The sequence below is a fragment of the Winogradskyella sp. genome, assembly GCF_003712105.1.
Classification (GTDB): Bacteria; Bacteroidota; Bacteroidia; order Flavobacteriales; family Flavobacteriaceae; genus Winogradskyella.
The window spans coordinates 549,639-572,915 of sequence record NZ_RHLG01000001.1 but is presented as its reverse complement, the minus strand read 5'-3'; the positions used below and the strand labels follow the sequence as shown (position 1 = coordinate 572,915).

At 34.6% G+C, this 23,277-nt stretch carries 19 protein-coding genes; 16 read left to right on the top strand and 3 right to left on the bottom strand.

Annotated elements, in window-relative coordinates; translation table 11 throughout:
• Window positions 1-7: 7 nt before the first annotated feature.
• Entirely contained in the window at window positions 8-361 is a 354-nt protein-coding gene (locus tag ED556_RS02720; protein WP_296319807.1) for a DUF4345 domain-containing protein, read from the bottom strand.
• Window positions 362-389: 28 nt separating this feature from the next.
• Window positions 390-1,634 carry a M28 family peptidase gene (locus tag ED556_RS02715; RefSeq protein ID WP_296319072.1) on the bottom strand — a complete coding sequence of 415 codons (1,245 nt, stop codon included), beginning with the start codon at window positions 1,632-1,634 and terminating at the stop codon, window positions 390-392.
• Window positions 1,635-1,680: 46 nt separating this feature from the next.
• On the opposite strand from ED556_RS02715, the gene ED556_RS02710 reads away from it, so the two are divergent.
• Window positions 1,681-2,796: a hypothetical protein gene (locus ED556_RS02710; protein ID WP_296319070.1), complete on the top strand. Its 1,116-nt coding sequence runs from the start codon at window positions 1,681-1,683 to the stop codon at window positions 2,794-2,796.
• Here ED556_RS02710 and ED556_RS02705 read toward each other — a convergent pair whose 3' ends face one another.
• Entirely contained in the window at window positions 2,797-5,202 is a 2,406-nt protein-coding gene (locus tag ED556_RS02705) for an outer membrane beta-barrel family protein (RefSeq protein ID WP_296319068.1), read from the bottom strand.
• A 161-nt stretch (window positions 5,203-5,363) separates the two neighbouring features.
• Here ED556_RS02705 and lepA point away from each other — a divergent pair, with 161 nt between their 5' ends.
• From lepA to ED556_RS02630, 15 genes are all read left to right on the top strand, one after another.
• Window positions 5,364-7,160 carry a translation elongation factor 4 gene (gene lepA, locus ED556_RS02700; protein ID WP_296319066.1) on the top strand — a complete coding sequence of 599 codons (1,797 nt, stop codon included), beginning with the start codon at window positions 5,364-5,366 and terminating at the stop codon, window positions 7,158-7,160.
• A 145-nt stretch (window positions 7,161-7,305) separates the two neighbouring features.
• On the top strand, window positions 7,306-9,921 hold the full coding sequence (locus tag ED556_RS02695; RefSeq protein WP_296319063.1) for a two-component regulator propeller domain-containing protein: 2,616 nt from the start codon (window positions 7,306-7,308) through the stop codon (window positions 9,919-9,921).
• Between the two features lie 98 nt (window positions 9,922-10,019).
• The gene (locus tag ED556_RS02690) at window positions 10,020-12,458 is read left to right on the top strand and encodes a T9SS type A sorting domain-containing protein (protein ID WP_296319061.1); all 2,439 of its coding nucleotides are present in this window, start codon (window positions 10,020-10,022) and stop codon (window positions 12,456-12,458) included.
• 138 nt (window positions 12,459-12,596) lie between these two features.
• Window positions 12,597-13,709 carry an FAD-dependent oxidoreductase gene (locus ED556_RS02685; protein WP_296319059.1) on the top strand — a complete coding sequence of 371 codons (1,113 nt, stop codon included), beginning with the start codon at window positions 12,597-12,599 and terminating at the stop codon, window positions 13,707-13,709.
• 3 nt (window positions 13,710-13,712) lie between these two features.
• On the top strand, window positions 13,713-14,162 hold the full coding sequence (locus ED556_RS02680) for a 3-oxoacyl-ACP synthase (RefSeq protein ID WP_296319057.1): 450 nt from the start codon (window positions 13,713-13,715) through the stop codon (window positions 14,160-14,162).
• 56 nt (window positions 14,163-14,218) lie between these two features.
• Window positions 14,219-14,734 (top strand): YceI family protein, encoded by a 516-nt coding sequence (locus tag ED556_RS02675; RefSeq protein ID WP_296319055.1) that lies wholly within the window; start codon window positions 14,219-14,221, stop codon window positions 14,732-14,734.
• Window positions 14,734-15,864 carry an NAD(P)/FAD-dependent oxidoreductase gene (locus ED556_RS02670; protein ID WP_296319053.1) on the top strand — a complete coding sequence of 377 codons (1,131 nt, stop codon included), beginning with the start codon at window positions 14,734-14,736 and terminating at the stop codon, window positions 15,862-15,864. Before ED556_RS02675 ends, ED556_RS02670 begins: the two co-directional genes overlap by 1 nt.
• Window positions 15,864-16,580, top strand: a complete 717-nt coding sequence (locus ED556_RS02665; protein ID WP_296319051.1) for a methyltransferase domain-containing protein — start codon at window positions 15,864-15,866, stop codon at window positions 16,578-16,580. The genes ED556_RS02670 and ED556_RS02665 overlap by 1 nt, the downstream gene beginning before the upstream one ends.
• Window positions 16,580-17,632, top strand: coding sequence for a type III polyketide synthase (locus tag ED556_RS02660; RefSeq protein ID WP_296319049.1), 1,053 nt, complete (start codon window positions 16,580-16,582; stop codon window positions 17,630-17,632). Before ED556_RS02665 ends, ED556_RS02660 begins: the two co-directional genes overlap by 1 nt.
• Window positions 17,633-17,634: 2 nt before the next feature.
• Window positions 17,635-18,429, top strand: coding sequence for an SDR family oxidoreductase (locus ED556_RS02655; RefSeq protein ID WP_296319047.1), 795 nt, complete (start codon window positions 17,635-17,637; stop codon window positions 18,427-18,429).
• 38 nt (window positions 18,430-18,467) lie between these two features.
• Window positions 18,468-18,905: a hydroxymyristoyl-ACP dehydratase gene (locus ED556_RS02650; protein ID WP_296319045.1), complete on the top strand. Its 438-nt coding sequence runs from the start codon at window positions 18,468-18,470 to the stop codon at window positions 18,903-18,905.
• Window positions 18,902-20,176, top strand: a complete 1,275-nt coding sequence (locus tag ED556_RS02645) for a beta-ketoacyl-[acyl-carrier-protein] synthase family protein (protein WP_296319043.1) — start codon at window positions 18,902-18,904, stop codon at window positions 20,174-20,176. Before ED556_RS02650 ends, ED556_RS02645 begins: the two co-directional genes overlap by 4 nt.
• Before the next feature lie 20 nt (window positions 20,177-20,196).
• Window positions 20,197-20,451 carry a phosphopantetheine-binding protein gene (locus tag ED556_RS02640; RefSeq protein WP_296319040.1) on the top strand — a complete coding sequence of 85 codons (255 nt, stop codon included), beginning with the start codon at window positions 20,197-20,199 and terminating at the stop codon, window positions 20,449-20,451.
• Complete coding sequence (locus ED556_RS02635; RefSeq protein ID WP_296319038.1) at window positions 20,451-21,011, top strand: 4'-phosphopantetheinyl transferase superfamily protein; 561 nt, start codon at window positions 20,451-20,453, stop codon at window positions 21,009-21,011. Before ED556_RS02640 ends, ED556_RS02635 begins: the two co-directional genes overlap by 1 nt.
• Window positions 21,011-23,260: an MMPL family transporter gene (locus tag ED556_RS02630; RefSeq protein WP_296319037.1), complete on the top strand. Its 2,250-nt coding sequence runs from the start codon at window positions 21,011-21,013 to the stop codon at window positions 23,258-23,260. Before ED556_RS02635 ends, ED556_RS02630 begins: the two co-directional genes overlap by 1 nt.
• The last annotated feature ends 17 nt before the right edge of the window (window positions 23,261-23,277 follow it).

The following is a 23,277-nucleotide window of genomic DNA, read 5'->3' as shown; positions in this document are numbered from 1 at the left end:
AGCAAAATTACAGCTTTTTATAATATATACTTAATACCCATATTCCATAAACGCCTAAAACAAATTCACCAATCGTTCCATATAGGTAGAGGTTTGACGGAACACCATCCAATACCATACTTAAAAGACGCCCTAATGCCATTGGTAACATAAAGAAGATATGACTCATTAACGCTAGTTTAAAATAACTAGGTTTAAACAAACCAATACACCAAAGTATAACAGCACCAAGATATAAGCCCATTATAGCTTTGTTAAAATTATGTTCGTCAACCGTATTTGGTGAAATTTCAAGAAATGCATCAGCGAAAAATCCATAGCACAAACCAGCACCCAATACAATAGGCATTGAAATCCAAATATGAATATTTTGCCGTGTTATTTTCAGACTAGAATTTTACTTTGGTATCGATAATTTCTTCGCCTCGTTTTACACTAATTTCGGCTTCATCACCTTTTTCAAAAACCGATAATGCACGCATATAGCTCATCATGTCTGTAACCAAACTATCTCCAAGCTTAATTACAATATCACCTTTTTTAAGACCAGCATTTACAGCAGGCGTATCTTCGCGAGTACCATCAATTCGCATACCCTTACCATCGAATAAATAATCAGGAACTACACCGAGCCCAACTTTAAATCGGGGCGCAGCATCACTTTCATTTTTAGTTTTCCTAAAGGCTAGCTTACCATTATCATTCAAGTCGTTTATTATGGTATGTATATAATCTGAGATGAGGTTCATACCATCGTAGTTTAATTTCTCTGAGTCATCTCCTGGCTTATGATAATCTTCATGTTGGCCTGTAAAAAAATGAAGCACAGGGATATCAATTAAATAAAACGATGTGTGATCACTCGGCCCTACGCCACTTTCATTCTCAACAAGCCTAAATTTATCATTATTAGACTTTATGGTCTGTTTAAATATTGGTGAAGTACCTACACCGTAAACTGCAAGTGTGCTATCTGCCTTTAAACGCCCCACCATATCCATATTAATCATATAGTTTACAGACGTAGCATCTATGGTTGGGTTTTTAGAGAAATAATTAGAACCTAGCAATCCCATTTCTTCTCCAGAAAACGCCATAAACATATAGTTATTAGTATCCTTTACTTCAGTGGTGTCATTTTTTACTTTCAATCTACTGGCGAGGTTTAACATTACAGACACGCCACTAGCATTATCATCTGCACCATTATGCACGGCCTTATCTTGTTCTCTATATAACGAACCTTCACCACCATAACCCAAATGGTCATAATGCGCTCCAATAATTATTGTTCTATCAGCATTATTATCTATAAAACCAATCACATTTCGCCCAGTAATTGTGCTATCTGCATTTGTGGTAAACTCTACTTCTTTATGTGGGTCTGTTTTTGGTTTAAATGAAAAAGGTTGTAAATAATCTTCCGTTCCCTTAGGTTCTAGACCCATTGCTTTAAATCGTTTTGCAATGTATTCCGCGGCTAAAACTTCTCCTTTTGTTCCTGTTTGTCGTCCTTCAAGTTCATCACTAGCTAAATAAGCAACGTCTTCTTTAATTTTATTTTCAGCTACTTTAGGCTCTTTCTTGCACGAAAAGAGAACAAATACAAAACTTAATAAGGCAATTTTTTTCATAGTATTATCTTACTTTTGCACAAAATTAGGTATTAAAATTTTAGATATGAAGAAGTTACTTTTTATTCTTTTTGTTAGCATTTCGATTTTATCATGTAAAAACGACGCCGCAAAAGAGGATGACAATAAAAGTGAAGGTGTAAAAGAGGAAACAGCTGATGCGCAAAATCCACTAATTTATCCTGAAGAAACTCATTTTAAATCTATTAGACAAGTAACTTTTGGAGGTGATAACGCTGAAGCCTATTGGAGCTTTGATGACAAGCAATTGGTGTTTCAGTCTAACAATGCCGATTGGAATGTCGGTTGTGACCAAATGTTTTTGATGAATGCAGACGAAACGTTTAAAGACAAAATGCCACCAATGGTAAGCACTGGTAAAGGAAGAACAACATGTGCATACTTTTTACCAGACAACAAACACATTATTTACGCGTCTACTCATCTTAAACAAGATGAATGCCCAGACACGCCATTGCGCAAAAACGGTAAATACATTTGGCCTATTTATGACAGCTACGACATTTTTGTTGCTGATCTAGAGGGTAATATTGTTAAGCAATTAACTAATGAGGTTGGTTATGATGCTGAGCCAACAGTTTCACCTAAAGGTGATAAAATTGTATTTACATCCACAAGAAGCGGTGACTTAGAGTTGTACACAATGAATCTAGATGGTACAGATGTAAAACAAATAACCCATGAGTTAGGTTATGATGGCGGCGCGTTTTTCTCACCCGATGGATCAAAACTCATTTTCCGTTCTTCAAGACCAAAAACTGAACAAGAAATACAAGAGTACAAAGACCTTTTAGCAGAAGGTTTAGTAGAGCCAACAAATATGGAATTGTATATATGTAACGCTGATGGAAGCGACTTAAGACAGCTTACGGATTTAGGTAATGCTAATTGGAGTCCGTTTTTCTTGCCCTCAGGAGACAAGGTGCTGTTCTCATCAAATTTTGAAGCAGAAAGAGGTTTTCCTTTTAACCTTTATATGATTGATATAGATGGAAAAAACTTAAAGCGTGTTACTCATGGTGAAACTTTTGATGCGTTCCCAGTATTTTCTAATGACGGTAAATATTTGGCATTTTCATCAAACAGAAACAATGGTGGAGGAAGAGATACAAATCTCTTTATCGCAGAATGGCAAGATTAATTATTGAAAATCTTTAATTCTAGCGCGCTCATCTAATTCAGTTGTACGTTCGTTAGTATTTAGTTTGGTATTACCAAACTTATAACGGAATCCGATTTTAACAAATCTATTATCTAAGTTTATACGACTTCTACTTGATTGATTTAAGTATCTCAGCACATATTCTTGATCTTGCATATTGAAAATATCTTCAACAGAAAGAGATAGAACACCTTTTTTCTTAAACAATGTCTTAGTAATAGTAAATTCTGAAAATAATTGGTCATCTATTGTTCGTAAGGCAATCTGATTTCTACCAACCCATGTTAAGGTTAGGTTTAGGTTAAGGCTATTATCTTCTAAAAAAGTAAAGTTGTTAGCTAATATGCTATAGTTAGACCATCGCTCTAAACTAATGTTTTGATTATTAAAGCTATTTTCTTCGGTGATGTTATAAAATGAAGTTACAGCATATATATTCCAGTCGTCTGTTGGGTTATAATCAAAGGCGAAGTCAAACCCAAAATCGACAGTTTTATCAACATTCAAAGGCGTATAGGCAACAATATTTGTAGCATTATCTTGTAATGGCACTTCATTAATTGCGCCATCATAATTTATATAGTAGGCCTCTACATTGAAATGCTCTAGGAAATTACTTCCGATCACAAAATGATCTTTAAAAGTAGGTTGAAGATTAGGGTTTCCCTCAACAATTGTATTTTCGTTTAAAAAGAAAGTAAACGGATTTAAATCGGTATAGCTAGGCCGAGTTATACTTCTCTTATAATTCCCGTACAAACTAAAATTGTCCGTAATATTATGCGAAATACTGGCGTTAGGGAACCACTCAAAATAATCTTGCGTATTGGTTTGCTGCAATGTCCTTGAAAAACCGTCAACATTTGTTTGCTCGGCTCTAAGACCTAAAATCAAATCCCATTTGTCCCATGATTTTGAATAGTTTGCATATGCCGCATATATTTTTTCGTCGTAATCAAACGCATCGCTATTGGCAGTATTAACTACCTCAACACCGTTAATTATGTCAAGTCTAGTTATATCACTATCAGTCTTAATATTAGAAAATTTAATCCCAGTCTCAAAAGAAGAAGACTCATTAACAGGAAGTGAATAATCAAACTTTCCTGTCATGATATCTGTATTTTGATTGGCTATACTATTAAATTCTGAAGAGTTCGTCAGGACGTTGGCGTTACTAAAGAAATTACTAAATAGGTTTTGATTTCGTTCATAATCATAAGTCGTATAATGCCCGTTTATAGAGATTGCGCTTCCGTCTTTAAAGTTGGTATTCAGGTTTAAGTCAGTACCAATGTTTAATTTATTATCTCTTGATAAGTTGTCAGCTGTAAAACGCGACAAGAAATTATTAGTAGCTCCGCTAATTGATGTACGATTATTTAATCTATAGTTAAAATAAGGCAGATACAGACCATTTGAAGTTAAGCTTAGTGTTGTATTATCACTTATATAATAGTCAAAATTTAAGTTGACATTATGAGTTTCTGATCGGGTGTTTCGGTCTGTTTGTGAACTCCATAGTTGATCTAAAGTATTACCAGAATCAAAAAAATCAATACCAGTAGATTCTTCTCTATTTATTTTTTGGTTTGTGTAGCTATAATTGAGGTTAAGGTTTATTTTATCGTTTTTAAAAAAATGACTTGTCGCACCATTATACCTTGGAAAAACACCTTGAGTATAGTTAGCCGCAACACTTCCTCTATAGCCCGTAATTAGGTTTTTACCCATAATAATATTAATCACTGAGCCACTATCAGCATCGTAGCTAGCCGGAGGATTTGTAATTACATCAACAGACTTGATACTATTTGCTGGAGCGCTTTCTAACAGTTGAATTAATTCAGTTGAGGTAAGTTGAACCCTTCGGTTATTTATAAATAAAGTAGCGGCCTCACTTTTAATATTGATACTGTTTTCCGAAACTATTATTCCTGGAGTGCTTTTCAAAACCTGAAGTGTAGACCCTTCGGTGAGAGCAGTATTTTCGACATTAAAGGTCAATCTATCCGGTTTTCTTATTATTGTTGGACGTTTTGCGGTTACGGTAACTTGATCTAGTGATTCAGAACTTTCTTTTAAAATAATTAACGGAAGTGTTGTGTTTTTAGACAAATCAATTGTGCCTGTAAAAGTTTCAAACCCAATAAAACTGATGTTATAGATATAAGTTTCTGGGGTTAAACCATTAATTTCAAATTCACCATTGTCATCAGTGCTCGTGCCTGTTAGGAAAGTTTCCGAATTAGGTTTATTGAGAATAATGTTCACATAAGACATAGGTTGTTGGCTCCCATCTACAACTTTCCCCTTCAGGGTAAATTGCTGAGAATGAACAAAAAAAGCCAATACAAAAAGTATTGCTGTAAATAGGGGCTTCAAGTTAGTTGTGTTTAGTTAATTGATATCTGCAATATATAAATTGTTTTTCACTTAAAATCCTGTAAAAACTGCGTTTAAACGTAATTTTCTTCAAGGTTTTGATAGGTTATAGCCTTATAAATCAATTATATTTGCAAATCAAAATTGCTTAAGAGAATTACATGAAGCACATAAGGAATTTCTGCATTATTGCACATATTGATCACGGAAAGAGCACCTTGGCTGACCGATTATTAGACTTTACAGGTTCTGTTACTGATAGAGAAAAGCAAGATCAGTTATTAGACAATATGGATTTGGAGCGTGAACGAGGTATAACTATTAAATCTCACGCCATTCAAATGGAATATACATATGAAGGTCAAGAGTACATTTTGAATCTAATAGACACTCCTGGACATGTTGATTTTTCTTATGAAGTGTCACGGTCTATTGCCGCTTGTGAGGGCGCATTATTAGTTGTGGATGCCGCACAAAGCATTCAAGCGCAAACCATTTCAAACTTATACTTAGCTCTAGAGAATGATTTAGAGATTATTCCTGTTCTTAATAAGGTAGATTTACCAAGTGCAAATCCAGAAGAGGTAACGGACGATATTGTTGACTTGTTAGGTTGCGACGCTGAAGAAGTAATACCGGCCAGCGCAAAAACAGGTATAGGAATTGAAGACATTTTAACAGCTATTATTGAACGAATTCCAGCACCACAAGGCGAACCCAATGAGTCATTACAGGCTTTAATATTCGACTCTGTCTATAATCCGTTTCGAGGTGTAGAAACTTATTTTAGAGTAATAAATGGATCGATTAGAAAAGGTCAGCAGATTAAGTTTATTGCTACTGGCAAAACCTATTTTGCAGATGAAGTAGGAACGCTAAAATTAAATCAGGTTAAAAAGAACGAAATTAAAGCTGGAGATGTTGGCTACTTAATTACAGGAATTAAAGATGCAAGAGAAGTAAAAGTAGGAGACACGATTACGGATGCAAAAAACCCAACAACAAATGCAGTTGAAGGCTTTGAAGATGTAAAGCCCATGGTTTTTGCTGGTATTTATCCAGTAGATACTGAAGATTACGAAGAGCTTAGAGCTTCTATGGAAAAGCTTCAGCTTAATGATGCGTCATTGGTTTTTGCTCCTGAAAGTTCAGCAGCACTTGGCTTTGGCTTCCGCTGCGGGTTCTTAGGAATGTTACACTTAGAAATTATTCAAGAGCGTTTGGAGCGTGAATTTAACATGACTGTAATTACCACGGTACCTAACGTTAGTTATCATGCCTTTACCAATAAGAACCCAGATGATATTATTATTGTTAATAATCCATCAGACTTACCCGAACCGTCAACATTGAATAGGGTAGAAGAACCGTATATTAAAGCTACCATAATTACTAAGGCCGATTTTGTTGGTCCAGTTATGAGTTTGTGTATCGAAAAACGCGGGCAAATCACCAACCAAACCTATTTAACAACTGAGCGTGTGGAGTTGAGTTTTGATATGCCTTTGGCCGAAATTGTATTCGATTTTTACGATAGATTAAAAACAGTTTCTAAAGGGTATGCATCTTTCGATTATTCGCCAATTGGATTAAGGGCTTCAAAACTTGTGCGTGTAGACATTCTATTAAATAGTCAAACGGTAGATGCTTTATCTGCGCTTGTTCATGCAGATAACGCTTATACCATTGGTAAAAAGATGACAGAAAAACTTAAAGAGCTGATTCCAAGACAACAGTTCGATATTCCTGTACAGGCCGCAATTGGCGCTAAAATTATTGCAAGGGAAACTATTAAGGCTTTGCGTAAAGATGTAACAGCCAAATGTTACGGTGGTGATATATCGCGTAAGCGTAAGCTTTTAGAAAAACAGAAAAAAGGTAAAAAGCGTATGCGCCAAGTAGGTAATGTAGAAATCCCGCAACAAGCATTTATGGCAGTGTTAAAGCTTAATGATTAAGCTTAAAGATTAGACATTTACTTTTATCGTTTTTAGTTTTCTTTTAATTTAGAGCTTCAGTAACTTAAGAGCATCTCCTATAAATCTATAATTGAGGTTTAAAAGAAAACATATTATTCTTCTTGTTTTTTTTAATTACCTAGCAGTGTATTCTCAGGTAAATGAAAAAACACTTTTGTTTAAAACCATAACTACAGAACATGGTTTGTCTAACAATGTGATTTACGACATTTTACAAGATAAAGATGGCTACATATGGTTTGGCACTGATAATGGATTAAACAAATTTGATGGATATATAGTAAAGAAGTTCTTTAATATTCCTAATTCAGAAGAAGGATTATCCTCAAGTGTAGTAAGATCAATTATTGAGGACAACAGCGGAAATCTTTGGGTAGGCACAAAAAATGGGTTAAATCTTTATAATCGTGCTGAAAATAAATTCAGTCAAATTACGGTTTTTGACAGGTCAAAAATCATGAACCTCGAAATCATGAATATGAGCCTTGATAAAGAAGGTAACATTTGGATGAATACACTAAACGATATTATTTACTTCAATTCTAAAACACACGAATATAAAGTTGTTTATAGTTCGGTCTTGACACCTTTTATGGTAATTATTAAAGGAAAGATGTATTATAAAAATGATAATGGTGATTTTTACTCTTACGACACTAAGAATAATAAAAGTGAGCAAATATTTAATGACACTAATTTAATCCGAAAGTACTTAGACTACGGAAAAAGATCTAAAAGCTTATGGCTGCCAAAACATGTAAATAAAAGTATAGATTCAATACGCGTTAATTACCTGCCTGTTTTACCTGATAACCCTGAGCCAAATAGTTTAATTGAGTTAAATGATCATAGCATTTGGTTAGGCACAAACCAAGGGCTTTTTGAATATAATTATAAGGGCAAATCGCTTCAGAAAATAAAGCTAGGGACATCGGCATTGTCCAATCAAATACGAAGCCTTTACAAAGATAACTTTGGCGGCATTTGGGTTGGCACACTTTCCGGAGTAATGCATTATGATATCAACAGAAAACACTTTAGGCATAAACAACTTGAAGCAGAAGACGCTGAGAATATAATAATGGGTTTGTATAGCTCCCAATCAGGGATTTTTGCCAACACATTTGGTAATGGTATTCATTTTATCTCAAATAATTCCGAAGTATCAAAACGGTTAGTGTTCCCAGAAGCAATTAAAAACCATGTGAAATATGTTTGGGATATAGAAGAAATTCCTGAAAGTAAACTTCCAATTTGGTTGGCGACGAACAATGGATTGGTATGTTTTAACCCAATAGACTTAAAGTTTGATATGATTGAATTGCCAATCCAAGAATTAGATAAAAACATAAGCTTTTCTATTCTTAATACTAAAGATAATTTTATCTGGATATCATCTTATAGAGCCATTCACCAAGTAAATAAAAGCAACGGAGACGTTGTTAAATCTTTTCCTCTTAATGAATTTATGGAACACTCTGGAATTCAGAAATTAGAAACTTTAGGCAATTATATTTTTATTGCAACTGAAGGCGAAGGCTTATTAGCATTGGATAAAACAACACATAAAACCATTAAAGTAAAAGTTGCTTCTCAAAATGATTTACCACAACAATTTGAAGCTCCAATTTGGGACCTTCTTGCAGATAACGACACGCTTTGGATAGGCTCTAATCAGGGTCTTTACAAACTTACACTAGACGATTTGATGATTACACCTGTATTAGAAGATAATCAGGTCGTTTTTAGCATTATCAAAGACGATGATGGTCATTTTTGGATGGGTTCTGACACTGGAATAAAATTGTATAATCCAACACATAAGATATCACGATATTTCACCAATAAAAACGGATTAAAAAACTTAGAGTTTAACAGAAAGTCAGCCATAAAAACTCAAGATGGTGATTTATGGTTTGGAGGCACAAATGGGATTACTAAATTTATCCCAAAAAACATAAAAAAGGAGAATCCAAACACACCTTTTGTACATATCACCAAACTCAAAGCTGTTGCATCTGATAGTTCTATTATATATACAGATTTTGAAAAACCCATAACGCTACCATGGAAGTACAATACAATTGAAATATCTTATGTTGGGTTAAACTTCACAAATTCTTCACAGAACACTTATAAATACAAAATGGCAGGTTATGATCCAGACTGGGTTGTTAATAATCAGCCGATAGCAGCTAGATATGTTAAGCTACCTTTTGGGTCATATGAGTTTAATGTGACTTCAGCAAATAATGATGGTTTATATAATAGTAACGGAAAGACAATAACCATTAAAATAAAACCTCCTTTTTGGAGGACCAACACAGCATATGTAATTTACATATTAAGCATTATAGGGTTGTTTAAGTTGTTTCAGAGTCTTAAAAAATATCGTACCAGAATAAAAGAAGTAGAAAAAGAAAAATATCAAATTGCTAAAAAGGTTGAGCGCGTTTCAATAATACTCAATAACAAATCGAAGATATATTTAGACCAACTCGTCTATATTAAATCCGATGGTAATTATCTAGAGTTTATTACAGAAGGAAAAACAATAATAGATAGAAATAAACTCAAGGATGTATTAGAAGAATTACCACCAAACTTTGTTCGTGTTCATCGTTCTTATGTGGTTAACAAAAACCATATTAAATCCCAAAACAGCACATCAGTAGTTTTACACCCTAATTTCGAAATCCCAATTTCAAGAACATTTAAATCCAACATCGAAAAGCACTAACGGTTAGTTATGTTGTTTTTTGCGTCAGTTATCACATTTTAATCTTAGCAATGCCTTTAAGCACATAGCTTTACAGGAGAATTTTAAATTTCTCCACTATGAAAACAAAATTACTTTTCTCAATCTTTTTATTTATTTCTATTTATTCAAACTCTCAAAATGTTTGGACTGGAAATATAGACGACCTATGGTCTAATGCGGATAACTGGTCAGGAAATGTGCCAGACTCATCTGAGGATGTTTTAATACCAACGGGATTCACAGTTACCTTAGATACACCAGCAGATATTAGGTCTATAGAAGTTCAAGGAAACTCTACACTGAATGTTACAGAATCTCTAATAATAGCAGTCGATTCTGAATTTGAAGATAATGTTGTGGTCAATTGGTCATCGGGCGATTTATCTGGGCCAGGCATACTGCTTAATAGCGGAACTATTAATATGTCGTTTAGTTCTTTTGATATTGGTGGTTCAGCGGTTTTAAATAATCCTGGAACAATTAACCTCATAGGAAGTGGACGGATTGGAATTGTAAATAATAGCGTATTAAACAATTCAGGAACAGGTATAATTGATTTTCAAGGTTCAGCTACTCAAATTGTTGGAGTTGGTTCTCCGCCAAATGCCTTCAATAACTTTGGTACTATTAAAACAACGCTTCCAAATCCAACAGATGAGGTTCAAATTAGCGGTCAATTAATTAATCATGATGGAATTTTTCAAATTGATACAGGAACATTAGAACTAAACACTAGCGCTCTAAACTTAAATGGAGGCACGTTTAATATTGCCGCAGGAGCAGCCGTAGAGTGGAATGGAGTAACTACTATTCTAGGAACAGTTTCAGGCAGTATTCTAGGAGATTTAACATGGAGTAATGATGTGGTTGTTTCTCCGTCAACTACAGCAGTTTTTGCATTTACAGGAAACCAAAAAATTATCTGGAATGCAGGAGACCTTGAAGGTGGTGGTAATCTCGTTAATCAATCTTTGATTCAAAAAAACACCGCTATTGGTTTTATTTTTAATGGCACAACTTTAGACAACTTAGGGCAAATAGAAATGACCAGTACTGGCGACATTTTCATCGGCACAAACTCAACATTAAATAATAGTATTTCGGGCGTTATTGATTTTCAAGGTAATGGTTCCGCTATCGCTACAAGCGGAAGCGCTCCGCATTTTTTCAACAACTTAGGAGTTATAAGCAGCAACCAATCTTCTCAAGGTGATGTAGGTACAATTAATGCGCCGTTAAATAACAACAACGGAACTATTCAAGTTAATTCTGGCACTTTGAATTTCAGCAACACAAGTATTGTTTTAAATGGCGGAACATATAATGTGCTTGCAGGCGGAATTTTCAATTGGGTATCTCCATTTTCTATTGACGGACAATTAGAAGGAACATTAACAGGTGACTTGAATTGGAATAATGAGATAACCGTTTCAAATAATGTGACATTTAATTTTTCTTCGGGCTCAGTGGTTAAATGGAACCAAGGAAATCTCGTTGGTGGAGGAACATTAAACAACAATGTCACTATTAAGCGAGAAACTGTTACAAACGTTTTTATTTTTGGCTCAACTGTACTCAATAATAATGGTTTAATTGAATTTTCAAGCGGAGGAGATATTTTTATAGGAACAGACTCTGTTTTAAACAATAACGCTTCAGGAACTATAGATTTACTTAACAATTTTGGTGGAATTTCAACTAGCGGTTTAGCACCAAATATGTTGAATAATATGGGAACATTAAATGCTAATGCAGCAAGCGGTACAGTAGTGGTTAGCGCACAAGTCAATAATTCTGGAGTTATTGATGTGATCCAAAACGGAATCAGTTTTAGTGGTGTTTTGACTAATGAAAATTCTGGGATTATAAAAGGTAATGGAACTTTAACCGTTTCGTCAAATGTTTCTAATTTTATCAATAACGGAACATTTTCACCAGGGGCATCACCAGGAACCTTAAGTTTTGTAAATGAATATAATTCTAATCCATCTTCAGTTTTAGAAATAGAAATAAATGGAGCTGTACAAGGCGTAGATTATGATTTATTGACAATTGACGGCGATGCAAATTTAAACGGAAGCATAAATATTACATTAGGCTTTTCACCATCAATTAATGACGAATTTATTGTTTTGAATACGCCAGGATTTGGTGATACTATAGACCTTTGTAATTTACCAGCCACAACAACTGCTTCCTTCAATGGGTTTGTGTATGATTTTGATATCACATGTCGCAATTCAGAAGAGCTAGTTCTTACCGTTACAGACGAATCATTGTCAACATCTGATAATGAATTATTGTCTATAAATATTTTTCCTAATCCAACTAAAGGTAATTTGACCATTAATAATAATACAATAATGAATGTCTTGGTGTATGATATAAATGGACGTTTAATGATGGAAACCCAGAATAGGGAATTCTCTATAGAGAATTTTAATAAAGGCGTGTATTTTGTTAAAGCTGAAAACAATCAAGGACAAAGTATTATCAGAAGGATTATAAAATATTAATTTATTGGTTAGGAAATTTTCTGACCAATCTAGTGGAGAAGGCTCGGTATTTATTACCGAGCTTTTTACATTATAAACTCAATCTTTAAGTTTATTTTTTATAATTTCAAGTTTGTATTTAAAAGCCTTTTTTATCCTATGAACCTATCCTATTGGGAAATAAAATCTTGGTTAACTAATGTCGATTTTACGATAGTTGGTAGTGGTATAGTTGGGCTTAGTTGCGCACTTCATCTCAAACAACGATTCCCTAAATCTAAAATCCTTGTTCTAGAAAAAGGGGTTTTACCTCAAGGCGCAAGTACTAAAAATGCTGGTTTTGCATGCTTTGGCAGTTTGAGTGAAATAATTGAGGACTTAAAATCGCATTCGGAAGATGAAGTTATTCAATTAGTAAAGCAACGTATTGATGGGTTAAATTTATTGCGAGAAACCTTGGGAGACACATCAATTGTCTATCACGAACTTGGTGGTTATGAATTGTTTTCGGAGGAAGATGAAGTGCTTTATAAAGAATGTGTGCATAAAAAGGACTATATAAATAAGCTGCTGCAACCTATTTTCAACTCTGATGTTTTTCACTTTAAGGATAACAGCTTTGGTTTTCAAAATGTGAATTCTAAAATCAGTTTTAATCAGTTTGAAGGCCAACTAGATACAGGAAAAATGATGCTGTCTCTGATTAAATTAGTTCAAGACAATAACATCAAAATCTTAAATGCAATCGAAGTTGAATCATTTTCTGAAGATGTAAATTCCGTTAAACTCAAAACAAGAGAATTCGAATTTACAACAGCAAAATTATTGATTGCCACTAATGGTTTTGCATCAAAGTTATTAGATGAAAATGTAAAACCTGCACGAGCACAAGTTCTCATAACGGAACCTATTGAAAACTTAAATATAAAAGGAACGTTTCATTTAGATAGAGGCTATTATTATTTCAGAAATATCGATAATAGAATTTTGCTTGGTGGTGGGCGAAACCTAGATTTTAAGACCGAAGAAACCACCGATTTTGGACAAACCGAAATTGTAAAAAACAAACTAAAAGAGCTTTTGGCAACTACAATTTTACCAAATCATGATGTTAAAATAGATCATTACTGGTCTGGCATAATGGGTGTTGGCACTCAAAAGAAACCTATTCTAAAACAGTTAAGCAACAATGTATACTGTGGTGTGCGTTTAGGCGGCATGGGAGTAGCTATTGGAAGCTTGGTTGGTAGAGATTTGGGTAATTTGCTTTGACCAATGGAATTAAAAAATCAATTATACAATCAGTGCCAAGATATTTTAAACCAACGCTTAAAGGTTATTCAAAAAACAATTGCAAATGTTCAAAATGCATTACAATCCGAAACTAAAAGTACTGCTGGCGATAAACATGAAACAGGTCGAGCAATGCTGCAGCTTGAAAGAGAAAAAGCAGGACAGCAACTAGCAGAGCTTCAAAAACAAATTGAATTATTACAACGAATTAACCCAAAAACCACGAACGATGTAGTTGCTTTAGGAAGTGTTGTAAAAACAACAAATGGTAATTACTTTATTGCTATAAGTGCTGGAGAAATTAAATTTAAAGACGAAAGTTTTTATGCCATTTCGTTAGCAACTCCGATAGGAAAACTGCTTATATCTAAAAAAGTAAACGATACAATTTCGTTTAGAGGTCAAACATTCAAAATAGAACAAGTTTTATAAATATGTTAAACGCAGAATAGATTGTATAATTCTGTGTACCTTGAGGCTAAAAAGAAATGAAGAAGATTCAACTATTAGCCCTGCTTGTATTTGCCTTTAATTGGGGGTTTTCGCAAGACAACTCACGGGTAGATTTTATAATTAAAAACCTGGGCGTAAATGTCGATGGGCATTTCAATACCTTTTCAATTACTTCAAAATTTGACACTTCAAACACCCTAGAATCTATACGTGGTGAAATCACTGTTAAGTCTATAGAAACAGGTATTAACAGCAGAGATGAACATCTGTTAGAAGAGGATTATTTCAACATTAAAAACCACCCGAAAATTACACTTATTAGCAAAACCATAAATAAGAAGTCTTCAAACTCATATACAGTAAAAGCTAATTTGATGATAAAAGGGAAAACAAAACTTATTACGATTCCGATTACTGTGTCCAAAACCAATAGCAAACGGAAAATTAGTTCAGAATTCGAAATTAATCGTAGGGATTTTGATGTCGGTGGCGGTAGTTTAGTAATGGGTAAAACGGTTAAAATTAAAGTTGTTCATATCGAAAGCATATAATGCATAAAACCAAAACAGATGTTGTAATAATTGGTGGCGGTTTGGCTGGGTTAACCAGCGCCATACATTTATCTAAACACGGGTTTTATGTTGCTTTAATTGAAAAAAACACCTACCCAAAACATAAGGTTTGTGGCGAATATGTATCTAATGAAGTTTTACCTTATTTGAAGTTTTTAGGATTCAATCCGTTTGATTACGGAGCAAAACACATTTCAGAATTTCAACTCACAACGCACAATAACAAAACAATTAAAGCCAAATTACCACTTGGCGGATTTGGAATAAGCCGTTATACTTTAGATTTTGAATTGTATAAGCTCGCATTAGGACATGGCATTGAGGTAATGACCGATACTGTTTTGGATGTAAGCTTTTCAGACAATTCATTCACGATTCAAACAAAATCTAATCACAATTTGGAGTCTGAAATTGTTATTGGTGCATTTGGTAAACGTTCAACCCTAGATGTAAAATTTCAAAGAAAATTCATCAAGAAAAAGTCACCTTATTTAGGAGTTAAAACACATGTGTCTGGTAATTTTCCTGAAGATACAGTTGCGCTTCACAATTTTAAAGGCGGTTATTGTGGTGTTTCAAAAGTGGAGAATGATCACATCAATCTATGCTATATTACAAGCTACAAATCGTTCAAAAAATATAAATCCATAGAAGCTTTTCAAGATGCTGTAATGTTTCAGAATAAAGACTTAAAGACAATTTTTCAAAGCACTATCCAAGAATTTGACAAGCCATTAACTATAAGTCAGATTTCGTTTGAAACAAAATCACCAGTAGAAAATCACATGCTTATGTGTGGAGATTCAGCAGGCATGATTCACCCATTATGTGGCAACGGTATGGGTATGGCGATACGAGGTGCTCAATTAGCATCGAAAGTAATTATTGATTACCTTGAAGGAAAAATAACATCCCGAGAGCAAATGGAAACACTTTACAAAAAGCAGTGGCAGCAAACATTTGGTTTTAGGTTGAAAGTTGGACACACGATTGCCTTTTTATTTCGGCAGGATTGGTTGGCGCCAAGATTGTTGACATTCTTAAAGTGGTTTCCATTTTTGGTGCCGCGAATTATTAAAATGACCCACGGAAAACCGATGCAATTATAATGGCGTTATTCGTAGACACTACATATCGAAGTGATGCTCAAGAAATCATGGATGATTTTTCCATGAAAGGCGATTTGTTGCGCGATACTTTAGATAAACTGGGTAACATTAACAAATGGCTTGGTGGCAATCGCATCACCATTAATGGCATAACACAATTGCTAAAAAACAAACCTAAAGGCAAAACATATACGATTATAGATTTGGGCTGCGGACATGGTGATTTGTTGCGGTTAGTTGCAGATTATGGGCGTAAAAATGGTTATAAGTTTAAGCTTATCGGCGTTGATGCAAATCAGGATGCTATAGATTATGCCAACGAATTATCGGGTGATTATAACGAGCTATCATTTATAAATGAGGACATATTTTCTGAAGATTTCATTCAGCGTGAATATGATATCGTCTTGGCGACTTTGTTTTTGCATCATTTCAAAGAAGAAGAAATAAAAGGCCTACTGAAAACACTAACCTTAAAAACTAAAATAGGAATTGTTATAAACGATCTGCATCGCAACGCAATTGCGTATGGATTATTCAAAATATTAAGTCTAGGGATTTCAAATCATATGATAGTTCAAGATGGATTAACCTCTATTTTACGAGCATTTAAAAGAGAAGATTTAGAACAGTTAAGTGATCAACTTGGTCTCAAATCACAAATACATTGGAAATGGGCTTTCCGCTACCAATGGCTAATTAATACTACAAGTTAATGGCAGTTCGCATTACATCTGTAGCCAAGCAGCTACCTCAATATACACGTGAAACAAAGGATATTTTACCTTATGTCGAATTGTGGTTAGAAGGACAAGAAGAACGTTTTAAGCGAAAGGTTTTAAAGATTTTTGAAAATGCAGCAGTAGATAAGCGTTATTCTATAATGGATGCCGAAGATGTTTTTTTAAAAACATCTTTTGAAGAAAAGAACAATATCTACGTCAAAGAAAGTATAAAACTCGCGGAACAAAGTCTTATAAAAGCACTCGAAAAAGCGAATTTAAAATCTACTGATATTGACTTTATCATTACAGTAAGCTGCACAGGTATTATGATTCCATCTCTAGATGCCTATTTAATCAATAGCCTAAAGATGAAACAAGATATTGTGCGATTACCAGTAACTGAAATGGGATGCGCAGCTGGTGTTTCGGGGATTATTTATGCCAAAAACTTCTTGAAAGCCAATCCAAATAAACGAGCTGTCGTCATTGCTGTTGAATCACCTACGGCAACGTTTCAACTAGAGGATTATTCGATGGTAAATATTGTTAGTGCAGCAATTTTTGGAGATGGATGTGCAAGTGTTATTCTATCATCATATGAGAATGAAAAGGGACCAGAAATTAAAGACGAAGCCATGTATCATTTTTATGATGCTAGCCATATGATGGGTTTTAAATTGGTAAATTCAGGGCTTCAGATGGTATTAGACCAATCTGTGCCAGAAACTATTGCGGAGCATTTTCCAAAAATCATTCACCCATTTTTGGAGCAAAACAATTTAACAATTAAGGACATCGACCATTTGGTTTTTCATCCAGGTGGCAAAAAAATAGTACAAACCGTAGAAGAATTATTTGGAGATTTAGGCAAAAACATAGACGACACAAAAGAAGTATTACGACTGTATGGCAACATGAGTAGTGCAACTGTGCTTTACGTTTTAGAACGATTTATGGATAGAGATTTGCCACAAGGCGATAAAGGAATAATGCTGAGTTTTGGGCCAGGCTTTTCTGCTCAGCGTATTTTATTAGAATGGTGAATATGAAAGTATTTCAAAATAAAAATTATTGGGCTTTAATTTTAGGCGGTAGCAGCGGATTAGGTTTAGCAACGGCCAAAAAACTCGCCATGCACGGCATGAATATATGCATAGTATATCGCAGCTCTAAAGCGCAAGAAGACACGATTCAAAAAGAATTTGAAACCATAAAACAAGAAGGTGTTAAGCTTAAAACATTCAATTCTGATGCGTTTAAATCTGAAAAGCGAACTGAAATTGTTGAAGCATTAACAACTGAATTCAGTACATCAGAAAAAATCAGAACATTGGTTCATAGTGTTGCCAAAGGAAATTTAAAACCTATGGTATCTGATGATAAATCAACGTTAAAGCATGATGATTTTGCCTTAACTATAAATGCCATGGGAATTAGTTTATACGATTGGACTAAAGCACTATTTGAAGCTAAACTTTTTACAAGTGATGCAAGAATACTAAGTTTCACTAGTGAAGGCAATTCTAAAGCTTGGCAAAGCTACGCAGCAGTATCTGCAGCAAAAGTCACATTAGAAGCCATAACTAGAAGTATTGCTTTAGAGTTTGCATCGTATGGAATTAAAGCAAATTGCATACAAGCAGGTGTAACAGATACATCTTCATTGCGAATGATTCCAGGAAGCGAAAAAATAATAAAGCATACCTTAAAACGCAACCCAAATAAACGCTTAACATTACCAGAAGATGTAGCTAATGCAGTTTATTTGTTAAGTAAAGACGAAGCTGCTTGGATAACAGGAACAATAATTCCTGTTGATGGCGGAGAACATTTGAGTTAAAAAAAGTAGAGATTCCTGCCTGCGCAGGAATGACAAAAATGAATAAAAAACAAATCATAGCACTTTTACCGTATCAAAAACCCTTTTTGTTTGTAGATGGCATTGATGTGATTTCAGAAGATGGAATTACAGGCCATTACACCTTTAAACAAGACGAGTCGTTTTATGAAGGACACTTTAAAGATAACCCCATAACTCCCGGAGTTATCCTTACGGAATGCATGGCGCAAATAGGCTTGGTCTGCTTAGGCATATATTTATTAAGCACCGAATTAGAAAGTGAAAACAAACCTCAAATAGCCTTAACATCGAATAGTATAGATTTTTATTTGCCAGTTTTACCTGAAGAAAAGGTAACTGTAGTTTCAGAAAAAGACGTGTTTCGTTTCCATAAATTAAAGTGCAAAGTAAAGATGTTGAACACTAAAGGCGAGTTGGTTGCACGAGGTACAATTTCAGGAATGCTGAAAGGATGAAAAATAGAGTTGTCATAACAGGATTAGGAGTTGTAGCGCCAAATGGAGTTGGTGTTTCAGAATTCACTAAAGCGCTAAAAAATGGCACTTCAGGCATTTCGTTTCATCAAGAACTTAAGGACTTAAATTTTTCATGCCAAATAGGAGGAATCCCAAGGGTTTCTGACGAATTAACATCAGAATATTTTACCGATTTACAGCTACGAGGTTTTAATAGCTCGGGTATTTTGTACGGTTGCATTGCAGGTATTGATGCCTGGAAAGATGCGGGTTTTGATAAAACTTCCGAAAGCGAATTGGATTACGATACGGGTTTAATTTTTGGCACAGGAACTTCTGGAGTTGAAAAATTTCGCGAAGCCATTTACAAATTAGACGAAGGTAATGTGCGTAGACTTGGAAGCACAATTGTTCTACAAACTATGGCTAGTGGTATAAGTGCATATCTAGGTGGCATATTAGGTTTGGGCAATCAAGTCACAACCAATTCTTCGGCCTGTAGTACAGGAACTGAAGCTTTACTTATGGGTTTTGAGCGAATCCAAAACGGAAAAGCAAAACGCATGCTCGTAGGTAGTTGTAGTGATCATGGTCCATACGTTTGGGGCGGATTTGATGCCATGCGCGTTATGACTTACAAGCATAATGATAATCCACAAAATGGTTCAAGACCAATGAGTGAAAGTGCTTCTGGCTTCGTGCCTGGAAGTGGTGCAGGCGCTTTGGTTTTGGAATCGTTAGAAAGCGCATTAGAGCGCAATACTAAAATATATGCTGAGGTTTTAGGTGGTGAAGTAAATTCTGGAGGACAACGCAAAGGCGGAACCTTAACAGCACCAAATGCTGAAGCAGTGCAACGCTGTATAGAAAAGGCAATTGAAAATTCGGGAGTTGTTGCAAATGCCATTCAGGTTATAAATGGGCATTTGACAGCAACCACAAAAGATGTCTTAGAAATTGAAAATTGGACAAAAGCCTTAAACAGAAACAAGAGCAATTTTCCTTTTATTAACTCTACTAAATCTACAATCGGGCATTGTTTGGCCGCCGCAGGTGCTATAGAATGTGTGGCAAGCGTGATTCAGCTTAAAGAGCAGTTTGTAGCACCTAATATAAATTGTGAAGATTTGCATCCTGAAATCGAAGCATTAATAACTTCAGATAAAGTGCCAACCGAAAAAATAGATTTTAATTTTGATATTATTGCGAAAGCAAGTTTTGGTTTTGGTGATGTCAATGCTTGTGTTTTATTTAAAAGATATATAGCGTAACTTTACATATAAAAATCGCTATGACTACTAACCAAGACTTAATAGCAAAGCTCAAGGCAATTGTTTCGCCTTATGTGCAAGACGAAGACGCTTTCAAAGTGTTAAATGAAGACACGGATTTCATAAAAGACTTAAAAATCAATTCAGCCAATTTGGTCGATATTATTCTCGACATAGAAGATGAATTTGATATTCGTCTTGAAAATGAAGACATGGAAAAAATGCTCGATGTAAAGTCTGCAATGGCCATAGTTAAAGAAAAACTCAGCGCTTAATGGTCGGCAACGATATTGTAGATATTAACCTTGCTCAACAACAGTCTAACTGGCAAAGGCCTCGATTTTTAGAAAAACTGTTTTCTCAAAGAGAGCGAGATCGTATTTATAATTCCAAAACCCCATTTTTAATGGTTTGGCGCTTGTGGAGTATGAAAGAAGCAGCGTATAAGCTCTATACACAACTCTACCCGAGCCGATTTTACAATCCAAAAGGATTTGAGTGTTTTATAAAAGGTGATTCAGGTGAAGTTTTATTTAAAGATTTCAAGTGTTATGTTGAAACTAAAACATCGTCGAATTATATAATTTCCGAAGCCAGACTTCAACCAAAAATATTTAATTCCGAAATAGTGGAATTTGGCAGTGAAGCAATTCAAACTAACAGCATAGAATTAAGACAAAGTCTCTTAAATGCTGTATCTAACAAATATGATATTTCAGAAGAATTAACTTTAAAGAAAAATGAATACGGAACCCCAAGTGTTTATTTTAATTCAAAGCATATTAGAATAAGTATGACACATCATGGTAAATACGGAGCTTTTGCAATAGCCTAATGGAACGATTAAGACGAATTATAGCAACAATTATTAAGTTCAGAATCGCAATTATTGTAGTTCTTGCTTTGTTGATGGGATTTTCTAGTTATCAAACTATGAATAAGCTCAGCGTTGATAATTCTTTAGGTATTTGGTTTTTAGAAGACGATCCAAGTTATAGAGCCTATATTGATTATCAGGAGCGTTTTGGGTCTGACGAAATTTTTGTTGGAATGCTACCTGTTGAAAATGCACTCGCAGAATCCAACATCAACCAGCTTAAACAATTACACTCAGGTATAGATTCGTTATGGTACGTAAAAACCTCATTTAGTTTAGCAACGGCCAAGTATCCTATTTACACTAATAAAAAGCTATTGTTTGATGACTTATACAACCCCAAACGTAGCGAAAGAGGATTAAAAAATCTGTTTAAAAAGTTGCCCAACATTACCCAACGACTCGTTACTGACGATTATAAAAACCTATTCTTTTACATTCAGTTAAACCCAACACCTACTATTGAGGAAAAACGAGAAGTTATTGCGGGCGAGATTAGAGCTGTAATAGAAAACTATTATGATGACTACCACCTTTCTGGTGCACCTGTACTTAATGAAGCTTATAGCAAAGGCATTTACAAAGAGAGTTTAGTATTTGGGATTTTAACCGTTTTGGTTATCACTACAATGCTATTGTTTTTACTACCAAGCAAACGCTATTTAATAGTGTCATTGTTATGTGTGGCGATACCAATTTCTATTTTATTCGGGATTATTACGTCGTTTGGTTTTGCACTGAATATGATTTCTATGCTGATACCTACCATACTTATGGTGTATAGTGTTAGTGATGCGGTGCATATTATTAATATATACCATAAAGAAGGCCTTGAAAACGAGAATCTTGAAAAGTTAGACTTATTAACTCTTGCGGTCAGAAAGAGTGTTACTCCATGCTTCTACACTACCTTGACTACGTTTGTTGGTTATTTTGCATTGTACTTATCGCCCTTACCAGCTTTTAAAAACATGGGTGTTTTTACATGTATTGGCTTAGTGCTTGCCTTTGTTTTAGTATATGTAGTAACTATAATTGGCTTCAGTTTTATGAATTTAGATTTTAAAGCAGCTAAGCCAATTTTAAAGCTAACTGCTTTTAGTCAAACCAAGACGATTAATTGGTTAAACCGTTTTACCTCACAATACAAAAACAGCATTATTGTAATATCAACGTTGATTTTGCTGTTTGGGCTGTATTCAATTTTTATGGTGAAAATCGACACCAATTCGTTAGACCTTTTAGCCGAAGGACAAGCAAAGGAAGATTTGCGTTTAGTAGAAAGTAAACTCAATAGCAGCTCAAGATTACAGCTTAACATCACTGCCAAAAACGGAACGATGCTGGAGCGTGATGCTCTTAAAAAGCTAGAAAGACTGCAAGATGCATTGAGTAAAAATGCGTTATTATCAGCGCCAGTTTCTGTAATAAATGTGAAACGTTTTTTAGAGCAACGCTCACCATTGTTATTTCAATCCAATATTTCCAAAGAAAAGATCGATGCCACACTGTCTGAAATTGGCGATAATAGTGATGACTTTTTCAAATTATTTTCTGAAGATTATACTACTGCGGGAATAACATTAGGTGTAAGAGAAATTAAAACCTCTGAACTTGAAAAAGTATTGTCCGATATAAAAATTGCGTTTAAGAATACGTTTGAAACAGATAAGTATGATTTAAAAATCAATGGGTTTTCGGTAGTGTTTTCGCAGTTAAACGACTTTATTTTACAAACGCAATTCAAATCGTTTTTTGCAGCATTTTTTGTTGCATTTTTGTGTCTTTGGTTTTTTATAAAAAGCATTAGGACTACGATTTTAGTACTGATTCCGAATATATTACCACTTGCCATTCTGGCTATTTTTATGAGCTTATTAGATATTCCACTAGATGTATCTACAGCCATGATTACACCGATAATGCTGGGTATTGCAATGGACGACACCATTCATTTAGTACATAAATACCGTAAGAGTAAACGTGTCCAAGGCTCGTCAGAAACGCGTATGGATAATGCTATGCATTACACAGGTAGTGCATTGTTTTCTACTACAGTTGCTTTAGTTTCGGGGTTTTTAATTATTGCCTCAAGCGCAGTGCCATCTGTAAGAGATTTTGGTTTGCTTTGCGCAGTTACAGTAGCCATTGCGTTAATTACAGACATCTTTTATTTACCCGCGTTGTTGAAGCGGTTTGATAAATAAAAAAGCAGACTAATCGA